This is a genomic window from Variovorax palleresanus (assembly GCF_051144945.1).
In the GTDB taxonomy this organism is placed as follows: Bacteria; Pseudomonadota; Gammaproteobacteria; order Burkholderiales; family Burkholderiaceae_C; genus Variovorax; species Variovorax paradoxus_S.
This window is the reverse complement of record NZ_JBJNVP010000002.1, coordinates 1,913,227-1,922,465: the sequence shown is the minus strand read 5'-3', so window position 1 is coordinate 1,922,465 and position 9,239 is coordinate 1,913,227. Positions and strand designations below refer to the sequence as shown.

General features: G+C 65.4%; 12 protein-coding genes. 6 read left to right on the top strand and 6 right to left on the bottom strand.

Translation table 11 applies throughout. From position 1 onward, the window contains the following. Positions 1-132 precede the first annotated feature (132 nt). From rplM to erpA, 3 genes are all read left to right on the top strand, one after another. On the top strand, positions 133-564 hold the full coding sequence (gene rplM, locus ACJ7Z0_RS12900) for a 50S ribosomal protein L13 (RefSeq protein WP_028259766.1): 432 nt from the start codon (positions 133-135) through the stop codon (positions 562-564). A gap of 12 nt (positions 565-576) precedes the next feature. Continuing rightward, positions 577-969: a 30S ribosomal protein S9 gene (gene rpsI / locus ACJ7Z0_RS12895; protein WP_093016926.1), complete on the top strand. Its 393-nt coding sequence runs from the start codon at positions 577-579 to the stop codon at positions 967-969. A 177-nt stretch (positions 970-1,146) separates the two neighbouring features. Continuing rightward, positions 1,147-1,512 (top strand): iron-sulfur cluster insertion protein ErpA, encoded by a 366-nt coding sequence (gene erpA, locus ACJ7Z0_RS12890; protein ID WP_159857417.1) that lies wholly within the window; start codon positions 1,147-1,149, stop codon positions 1,510-1,512. A 75-nt stretch (positions 1,513-1,587) separates the two neighbouring features. Here erpA and ACJ7Z0_RS12885 read toward each other — a convergent pair whose 3' ends face one another. Then, positions 1,588-2,718 carry an anhydro-N-acetylmuramic acid kinase gene (locus tag ACJ7Z0_RS12885; protein ID WP_434790162.1) on the bottom strand — a complete coding sequence of 377 codons (1,131 nt, stop codon included), beginning with the start codon at positions 2,716-2,718 and terminating at the stop codon, positions 1,588-1,590. 61 nt (positions 2,719-2,779) lie between these two features. Further along, on the bottom strand, positions 2,780-4,123 hold the full coding sequence (locus tag ACJ7Z0_RS12880; RefSeq protein ID WP_434790161.1) for a peptidoglycan DD-metalloendopeptidase family protein: 1,344 nt from the start codon (positions 4,121-4,123) through the stop codon (positions 2,780-2,782). A 156-nt stretch (positions 4,124-4,279) separates the two neighbouring features. On the opposite strand from ACJ7Z0_RS12880, the gene tyrS reads away from it, so the two are divergent. Further along, a complete protein-coding gene (tyrS, locus tag ACJ7Z0_RS12875) occupies positions 4,280-5,512 on the top strand; it encodes a tyrosine--tRNA ligase (RefSeq protein WP_434790160.1) in 1,233 nt (410 codons plus the stop codon). Between the two features lie 30 nt (positions 5,513-5,542). Here tyrS and ACJ7Z0_RS12870 read toward each other — a convergent pair whose 3' ends face one another. Both ACJ7Z0_RS12870 and ACJ7Z0_RS12865 read right to left on the bottom strand, forming a co-directional pair. Then, positions 5,543-6,157 (bottom strand): OmpA family protein, encoded by a 615-nt coding sequence (locus tag ACJ7Z0_RS12870; protein WP_434790159.1) that lies wholly within the window; start codon positions 6,155-6,157, stop codon positions 5,543-5,545. Beyond that, the gene (locus ACJ7Z0_RS12865) at positions 6,154-6,648 is read right to left on the bottom strand and encodes a FecR family protein (RefSeq protein ID WP_434790158.1); all 495 of its coding nucleotides are present in this window, start codon (positions 6,646-6,648) and stop codon (positions 6,154-6,156) included. Before ACJ7Z0_RS12865 ends, ACJ7Z0_RS12870 begins: the two co-directional genes overlap by 4 nt. A gap of 147 nt (positions 6,649-6,795) precedes the next feature. On the opposite strand from ACJ7Z0_RS12865, the gene ACJ7Z0_RS12860 reads away from it, so the two are divergent. Further along, positions 6,796-7,707: a cation diffusion facilitator family transporter gene (locus tag ACJ7Z0_RS12860; RefSeq protein WP_431127345.1), complete on the top strand. Its 912-nt coding sequence runs from the start codon at positions 6,796-6,798 to the stop codon at positions 7,705-7,707. After that, complete coding sequence (dtd, locus tag ACJ7Z0_RS12855) at positions 7,704-8,147, top strand: D-aminoacyl-tRNA deacylase (RefSeq protein ID WP_434790157.1); 444 nt, start codon at positions 7,704-7,706, stop codon at positions 8,145-8,147. Before ACJ7Z0_RS12860 ends, dtd begins: the two co-directional genes overlap by 4 nt. 8 nt (positions 8,148-8,155) lie before the next feature. Here the strand turns inward: dtd and ACJ7Z0_RS12850 are convergent, their stop codons facing one another. Together ACJ7Z0_RS12850 and ybeY are read right to left on the bottom strand one after the other, a co-directional pair. Continuing rightward, positions 8,156-8,776: a class I SAM-dependent methyltransferase gene (locus tag ACJ7Z0_RS12850; RefSeq protein WP_434790156.1), complete on the bottom strand. Its 621-nt coding sequence runs from the start codon at positions 8,774-8,776 to the stop codon at positions 8,156-8,158. Further along, entirely contained in the window at positions 8,777-9,238 is a 462-nt protein-coding gene (gene ybeY, locus ACJ7Z0_RS12845) for an rRNA maturation RNase YbeY (protein WP_434790155.1), read from the bottom strand. Position 9,239: the final 1 nt, after the last annotated feature.

Here is a 9,239-nt window from a genome sequence, read left to right as displayed (position 1 = left end):
CATATAATCGCGGGCTTCGCAGCGTTTTTGTAGCCCCGCGGCGGAGACTTTGAACCCACCTAAGAGATTCCCGTCAGAGGAACGCCGACCGTGGAAAAGGGCTCGCCAAACCCTCTTTTCAAGAGAAAACTCATGACCAAAACGTTCAGCGCCAAACCCGCTGACGTGACGCACGAGTGGTTTGTGATTGACGCGACCGACAAGGTCCTCGGACGAGTAGCCAGCGAAGTTGCTCTCCGTTTGCGCGGCAAACACAAGGCCATTTATACGCCTCACGTCGATACCGGTGACTTCATCGTCATCATCAACGCCGCGCAACTGCGCGTCACCGGCGCCAAGTCGATCGACAAGGTGTACTACCGTCACTCGGGCTATCCCGGCGGTATCACGGCGACCAACTTCCGCGACATGCAATCCAAGCACCCAGGCCGCGCCCTGGAAAAGGCTGTCAAGGGCATGCTGCCCAAGGGCCCGCTCGGCTACGCGATGATCAAGAAACTCAAGGTGTACGGTGGCGCTGAGCACCCGCATACCGCCCAACAGCCCAAAGTGCTGGAACTGTAAGGAGCCTTGAGAATGATTGGTGAATGGAACAATGGCACCGGCCGTCGCAAATCGAGCGTCGCCCGTGTGTTTCTGAAAAAGGGCTCGGGCAAGATCACGGTCAACGGCAAGGACATTCAAGAGTTCTTCGGCCGCGAAACCTCGATCATGATCGCGAAGCAACCCCTGGTGCTGACCAATAACACCGAAACCTTCGACGTCATGGTCAACGTGGCCGGCGGCGGTGAATCGGGCCAGGCCGGCGCAACGCGCCACGGCATCACCCGTGCGCTGATCGACTACGACGCAAGCCTCAAGCCGGTGCTGAGCCAGGCCGGCTACGTCACGCGCGATGCACGTGAAGTCGAACGTAAGAAGGTCGGTCTGCACTCTGCACGCCGCCGCAAGCAGTTCAGCAAGCGCTGATACTGTTCGCTACGGACAAAAGCCGCCTTCGGGCGGCTTTTTCATTGCCGCACCTTGGGGGGCGTATGTTCGACCCCACTTGCATTGGGTGCACGCTACGCTGGCCAGCCGAGAATGCGGCATTGCAGTAGCATTGGTTCATTGGCCGCATGTCCGGCCCTCAAGGAGTTACCCCACATGAGCGCTGTTGCCGAAAACGTCCAGACCCAGATGCCCGAACCGATTGTCTTCACCGACAGCGCAGCCGCCAAGGTGGCCGACCTGATCGCGGAAGAAGGCAATCCCGACCTCAAGCTGCGCGTGTTCGTGCAGGGCGGCGGGTGCTCGGGCTTCCAGTACGGATTCACCTTCGACGAAATCACGAACGAAGACGACACCACCATGACCAAGAACGGTGTCTCGCTGCTGATCGACGCCATGAGCTACCAGTACCTGGTCGGCGCCGAGATCGACTACAAGGAAGACCTGCAGGGCGCCCAGTTCGTGATCAAGAACCCGAACGCCACCAGCACCTGCGGCTGCGGATCCAGCTTCTCGGCTTGAGTCGCTCTTCGTCGCGTTTTTTGAAAGAGCCGCCTTCGGGCGGCTTTTTGTTTGGGGCATCGCCCCCCGCTCCGGTCACGCCGGATAGACCGCTCCGAGCACGCGAGCGCCGCGCGCTCCCGTGACGCTGGCAAGGTTGCCGGCCTCGCGCCGGACCGTGCTGCGCGCCAGCCAGGCAAAGGCCGCAGCCTCGACCTGCTGCGGCGGCAGGCCGTGCTTGGTGGAGGCGGCCACTTCAACGCCCGGCAGCAGCGCGCGCAGGCGGGCGAGCAGGTGGCCGTTCAAGGCGCCGCCGCCGCAAACAATCAGCAGCTTGCTATCGTTTCCGTAGCGCAAAAAATCGGCCGCACAGACGCTGGCAGTGAATTCGGCCAGGGTGGCCTGCACATCGGCGGGCGCGGCGGCCGTGGCCGTGCCTAGGCATGCGGAAAGCCAGGCGGGGTTGAACAGGTCGCGCCCCGTACTTTTGGGCGGCGGCTTCGCAAAATAGGCCTCGGCCCGCAGGCGCGCGAGCAGCTCGGGCAGCACCTGTCCGCTGGCCGCCCATTGGCCGGCGCGGTCGAAGGGCTGGCCGGTATGAAGCTGGCACCAGTGATCCATGAGGGCATTGCCGGGCCCGCAATCGAAGCCAAGCACCGTCGGATCTCCCGCCGCATCTGCCGCGGGCAGCAGGCTCAGGTTGGAAATACCGCCGATGTTCAGTACCGCCACGGATTCGCCGGCCCGCGCGAAGAGTGCGCGGTGAAAAGCCGGCACCAGCGGGGCGCCCTGGCCGCCAGCCGCCAGGTCGCGACTGCGGAAGTCCGCGACCACGTCGATGCCGGTCAGCTCGGCCAGCAGCGAGGGATTGTTGATCTGGAGCGTATAGCCGACCCCGTCGAACTCGATGGGCCGGTGCCGCACCGTCTGGCCGTGGGCGCCGAGAGCTGTTACATCGCCGGCGGGGGTGTTGCTGTCCGCCAGGAGCTGGCCGACCACGCCGGCATAGACCCGGGCCAGGCCGTTGCCAGCCAGGGCGGCACGATGCAGCTCGTTGTCGTCGGGCGTGTTCAGCGCCAGCAGTTCGGCGCGCAGTGCATCGGGGAACGGGGCCGTGGAATAGGCCCGCACAGCGATGCGGCCGTCCGAAAAGTCGGCCAGTACGCCGTCGACCCCGTCGAGCGACGTGCCGGACATCAGGCCGATGAAGAGTTCGGCGGCGGCCATCGCTGGATGGGAGAGCGAGCGGGCCGCGCTGTGCTGGCTGTTGCCGCTGCGCCGCCGGAACTCAGTCCGCGCTGGCCTGGATGACCGAGAACGCCGCAGCCAGTTCGGTGCGGGCACCCACGGCGATGCGTTCGAAAGCCGGTCGCATGGCCGCGGTGATCGGAGCGCCGCCCTCCTGGGCGATCGAGGCCGGATCCTGGTATTCGCCGTTCACGCGGAACTCGAAATGCAGGTGGGGGCCCGTGGCCCAGCCGGTGGAACCGACCGCGCCGATCGTCTGGCCTTGGCTGATGCTTTCGCCAGCCTTGACGTCGACCCGGCTCAGGTGGGCGTAAGCCGTCTGCTGGTTATTGCGGTGCTTGACGATGACGATGTTGCCGTAGCCGTTCTGCGTGCCGGCGAAATCGACCGTGCCGTCGCCGACGCTGCGCACTGCGGTGCCCGTGGGCGCCGCAAAGTCGATGCCGTTGTGCTGGCGCCAGCTGTTGAGAATCGGGTGCATGCGCATCGCGAAGCCGCTCGACACGCGCGAGAACTCGACCGGCGAGCTCAGGTAGGCCTTGCGCAGGCTGTCGCCGTTCGGCCGGTAGTAGCTGCCCTTCTGGCCGGCGGCGGGCTGGAACCACACGGCCTGGTGCACCTTGCCGCCGCTCTCGAACTCGGCGGAGAGCACGCGGCCGCTGCGCAGCGCCTGGCCGTCGGCTTCGAAAGTTTCGTACACCACGGCGAAGCGGTCGCCCTTGCGCAGCGAACGCACGTCGACGTCGCCCGCGAAGATGTCGGCCAGCTGGCTGGCGACGGCGTCGGGAATGCGTGCGTCGTCGGTGGCCGCGAACAGCGAAGTGCGGATGGTGCCGCTGGCCAGGCGCGAGCCCGGCGTCAGGGTGTCGCGCTCGGTAAGGGCGACAAAGCCGCCCGGCGTGCGTTCGACAACAAAGCGCTTGAAGCCGCCGTCACCGTCGGGAATCCAGCGGGCGCTCAGCTTCTTGAGCTGGTTTTCCTGCGTGGCTTCGGCCGTGATGGTGCGTCCGGCGCGCGCAAACAGCGCGTTGCGGGCTTCGCTGCTTCCGCGCACGAATGCGGTGGCGGCAGGGTCGGAAATGCCCAGGCGCTTCAGCAGGGCCTCGGCCGTGTCGCTGGAGCGCGTGATGTCGGTGCGAAACAGCGTGAAGCTGAAGTTCTCGAGCGATTGGCTCTGTTCTGCGAAAGACAGTGGAGCGGTCGCTTCCAGGACCTGTTGGACCGGGAGGTCGGATGCATCGGGGCCGAGAGAGGCCACTGCCAGGGTGCCGGCGCTCAGCAGTGCCGCCGCGATGACGGCGGTGATCTGCTTGGGATAGGTCCGGAATGTATAGGCCACGCGAGAAGCCAGTAGCTCCTCGGCGGCGAGAATGCCGTTGATCAAACTTTGAATTCCAGCTCAGGTTCTGCAAATCCGCGCTGCAAAGCCCGGGGCGGATGGGCGGCAGGACGGTGCGGAAAAAAGCGCCGCTTAGAATCCGGCGCTTGAAAGGTCGGGCTGAGTATAACTTCGGCAACCTGAAAATCAGCCAAAAAGCCTATGAACGCCGAATCTGTTACATCCGCTACTCTGTCAAATGGTGTAAGACGAGCGCTCGAAATATCCCTCCGGGGCACCGACGAACTGCTTCCCCAGGACGAGTGGGTGCGCAAGCTTCAGCGCTCGGAAGCCACCGGAACGCCGCTGCGCATCAAATTGGGGCTCGATCCGACGGCCCCGGATATCCACATCGGTCATACGGTTGTCCTCAACAAGATGCGGCAGCTGCAGGATCTCGGGCACCGGGTCATTTTCCTGATCGGCGACTTCACGACCACCATCGGCGACCCTTCGGGCCGCAACAGCACCCGCCCGCCGCTGAGCCGGGAGCAGATCGAAGCCAACGCCCAGACCTACTACCGGCAGGCCAGCCTGGTGCTGGACCCCGAAAAGACCGAAATTCGCTACAACTCCGAGTGGAGCGACCCGCTGGGCGCCCGCGGCATGATCCAGCTCGCCGCCAAGTACACGGTGGCCCGGATGATGGAGCGCGACGACTTCAACAAGCGCTTCAAGGCCGGCCAGTCGATCTCGGTGCACGAATTCCTCTACCCGCTGATGCAGGGCTACGACTCCGTGGCCTTGAAGAGCGACCTGGAACTGGGCGGAACCGACCAGAAGTTCAACCTGCTCGTCGGCCGCCATCTCCAGCAGGAATACGGCCAAGAGCCGCAGTGCATACTCACTATGCCTCTGCTGGAAGGGCTCGACGGCGTCGAGAAGATGTCCAAGAGCAAGAACAACTACATCGGCATCAGCGAAGACGCCAACACCATGTTCGCCAAGGTGCTGTCGATCTCCGACGAGCTGATGTGGCGCTGGTACACGCTGCTGAGCTTCCAGTCGATGGAACGGATCGAGGCGTTGAAGGCGGAGATCGCTGCCGGCCGCAATCCCAAGGACGCGAAGGTGGCGCTGGCCAAGGAAATCACCGCGCGCTTCCACAGTGCGGCGGCTGCCGAGACGGCCGAGCAGGATTTCATCAACCGCAGCAAGGGCGGTGTGCCCGACGATATTCCCGAGGTGTCGCTGCAGGGCGCGCCGCTGGGCATTGCGCAACTGCTCAAGCAAGCCGGCCTGGCACCCTCGACTTCCGAGGGCAACCGGCTGATCGACGGTGGCGGCGTGCGCGTCGACTCCGTGGTGATCGGCGACAAGGCGCTCAAGCTGCCCGCAGGCCGCTATGTGGTGCAGGTCGGCAAGCGCAAGTTTGCGCGCGTGACTCTCAGCTGACGGAAGGAGGCGCGGCAGGAGCCGCGAACCTCACCGGACTTCGATGGTGACGCGCCGGTTGCGCGGTTCGTCCACCTCGTCCGCGGTGGGAACGGCGAGTTCGCGTTCGCCGCGGCCGACGGCCTCGATGCGCTTGGAAGGAAACTGCCGCTCCACGAAGAGCTGCGCCACTTCTTGCGCACGGCGCTGCGAGAGCATGTCGTTCTGCTCGAGAGCGCCTTTGGTGTCGGTGTGCCCGGTCACCACGATGTCGCTGCCGCTGCGGGTCTGCGCCGCAACCAGCGCTTCGTTCATGACCTGCTGCGACGCCGGCGTGAGCCGGGTGCCGCCCACGTCGAAATACACCGTGTAGCGCTGCGGCGGAGGCGGCTGCATGTCGAACAGGAACTTGTGCTCGGCTTGTACCTTGGCCGGATCGGCCTGGTCGACCACCGGAGCGCCGGAAGCGCCGACCGAGGCCGTGGCACGCTGGTAGGGCTTGGAGAGAATTTCTTCGCCATCCTTCATGCGAACCGTCACGGCAGAAGGCTTGCCATCCGCCTGCGGCAGCAGCACCACGCGGGTGCCCGGCGTCGAGCAGGCGGCAAGTAGCGCCGTGATCGGCACGGCAAGGAAGGAGAGGGCGCGGGATTTCAACCGACTCATGGCTGGCCGTCGGCCTGCACGATGAAATCGGTGCCGCGGATGCCGATGGTGGCGGTTTGTGTTTCCACGCGAATCGCGTCGGGGTTCGTCTTGCCGATCAGGCCGGTGATCATGCGCATCGAGCCGCGCAACAACGAGACGAGCACGCCACCTTCATGCGTGGTGGAATTGAAATGGAATTCCTTCAAGTCCAGCCGCGAAGACGGCCCGACCACCAGGGTCGTGTCATCGCGAAGGACCACGGAGGCGGATGAATCGGGACCTGTCACGATGCGGTCGACGGCGGCCAGCGCGTCACCGGCAATGGCCGTTCGGCTCGTGCCGGCGGCGCTGAGCAATTGCACGTTGCCGCGCACCGATTTGACGAAGCCCGCCTGAGGCTCGGCGATTGGCTTGGTGGCAGTTGGCGCGCTCGCAGAGCTCTGTGCTTGGGCGAGCGTCGCTGCGCCACACAAGGCGAGCCCTCCCAGGACGCTCAAGAACTTTCTCATCACATCACCTCTCTGCGAATGTCTCGCGGTGAGACAAATATTAAAACGCGCCGGTACGCATAGAGCGTACCCCAGATAATCCAATGGCCAGATGCGGCCTTTTGCCTCACTTTGGCTGTCTTTATCGCTTGACGATTCTCGCCGCGCATGACCCTTACGCCCAAGACACTGCTTCGCGTTTCCGTTGCCGTTGCCCTCGTCACGATTCTGCTCAAGGGATTGGCGGGCTACGTGACCAATTCGATGGGATTGATCTCGGACGCCATGGAGTCGTTCGTCAATCTTGCCAGCGCCATGTTCGCGCTGGCCATGGTGACCATTGCCGCGCGGCCGGCCGACGAGGACCACCCCTACGGCCACCACAAGGCCGAATACTTCTCCTCGGGCTTCGAAGGCATCCTGATCGTAGGTGCCGCGGCGGCCATTCTCTGGGTGTCCGTGCAGCGGCTGCTTGCCCCCGAACCGCTCGAGCAACTGGGCTGGGGGCTGGGGCTTTCGGTGGTCAGTTCGGGCTTCAATGCGGCACTTGCCTTCGCGCTGTTCCGCGCGGCGCGAACGCATCGGTCGATTGCACTGGAAGCCGATGCGCGGCATCTCATGACCGACGTATGGACTTCGGCGGGGGTCGTGGTCGGCATCGTGGCCGTGTACTTCAGCGGATGGCTGTGGCTCGATCCGCTGCTGGCCATCGGTGTGGCGCTCAACATCGTGCGCGAAGGCATCAGGCTGGTATGGCGCTCCTCGCAAGGGCTGATGGACGAAGCCCTCGACCCCGAGACCATCGCCACGCTGCGCACCACGCTCGACCAGTTTGCCGCGCGCCTGCCCGAAGGCGCGCGCGTGCGCTTCGACGACATGGTGACGCGGCGCGCGGGCCAGCGTCGCTTTGCCGACCTGCACATGCATGTGCCCGGCGACTGGACGCTGCAGCACGCCGCGGCCCTGCGCGACGAACTCGAGCAGACGTTGATGGATGCCGTGCCCGGATTACGCGTGACCATCCAGTTGCTGCCGCTGGGCATGGAAGCCCGCGCTACCCAGATGGAGGAACAGGCATGAAGGCCGTGGTCCAGCGCGTGGCCAGCGCGCGTGTCGACATTGCCGGCCAGACCGTCGGAGCCATCGACGCCGGCCTGCTGGTCCTGCTCTGCGCCGAGCGCGGCGATGTGGATGCGCTGGCCGACCGCATGCTCGCAAAGCTGTTGAAGCTGCGCATCTTTTCAGACGATGCCGGCAAGATGAACCGCAGCGTGCAGGACATCGGCGGTGGGCTGCTCGTAGTGAGCCAGTTCACGCTGGCGGCGGACGTGAGCGGCGGCAACCGACCCAGCTTCACGCAGGCAGCGGCGCCCGACGAAGGGCGGCGGCTCTACGAGTACTTCGTGGCGCAGGCCCGTGGCGTGCACCCCGTGGTGGCCACGGGCGAGTTCGGTGCCGACATGCAGGTGCACCTGGTCAACGACGGACCCGTGACCATTCCGCTGCAGATGCTGGCGTAGCGCCGCCTTCAGCTGCGCTCGAGCACGGCTTCCCAGAGCACCTTCGGCTGCTCGTAGCGGTGCACCGTGAGTTCCTCCAGATGCAGCATGCGCCAGCCGTCGGCAAAGAGCCGTTCCACCGCGGCACGGTCGAAAAATCGCTTGGGCACGCCGTCCACCAGATAGAAGGAATCCTTTCCTTCCGGCGGCGGGCCGCTGGCGCCATGGTGGATGTCGTTCACCGAATTCAACCGGCACAGCAGCACGCCGCCCGGGCGCAGCACGCCGTGGATCCGCCGGGCCAGGGCAAGCGTTTCGTCCCACGCAAAGTAGTGCAGCGACAGGCTCGCGAGCACCACCCCCACGCTGCCCTCCGCGTCCCCCGCGGGCAGCGGAAAGGGCGCATCACGGAAATCGCCGCAGTGAAACTCCGCGCCATGCGGCACCCGCGCCCGCGCGGCCGCCACGGATTCGCTCGACAGCTCGATGCCGACCACGCGCAAACCCGCGCCGACCAGCACGGCACTGTCGGGGCCGGTGCCGCAGCCCAGTTCGAGCACCGGGTCCGGTCCCGCGCGCTCGGTGACCAGCGCAAGCCAGCGCTCCAGCCACGGATCGGTGCTCGTGCCGGGCGCCGCGGCCGAAGTCATTTACCGGCCGTACGGATTGCGGATGCCGAGCCCCGCCAGGATTTCGATCTCGCGCGCTTCCATTTCCTCGGCGTCGGCTTCGCCGGTCTCGTGGTCCCAGCCCTGCGCGTGCAGCGTGCCGTGAACCAGCAGGTGCGCGTAGTGCGCGGCCAGGGTCTTGCGCTGTTCCCTGGCCTCGCTCGCGACCACCGGCGCGCAGAGCACCAGGTCGGCCATCACCATCGGGCTTTGCGCATAGTCGAAGGTCAGCACGTTGGTGGCGTAGTCCTTGCCACGGAATTCACGATTCAGGCGCTGGCCTTCTTCGGCATCGACGATGCGCACCGTGATCTCGCCGTCCAATTCGAGCGCATGGCGGATCCAGCGCGCCACGCTGTGGCGCGGCAGCGCGGCGCGGTGCCGTTCGATGCCCTTGAAGCGCGGCGCGAACTGCAGCGAGAGCGAAAGCTGGGCCAGTGCCATG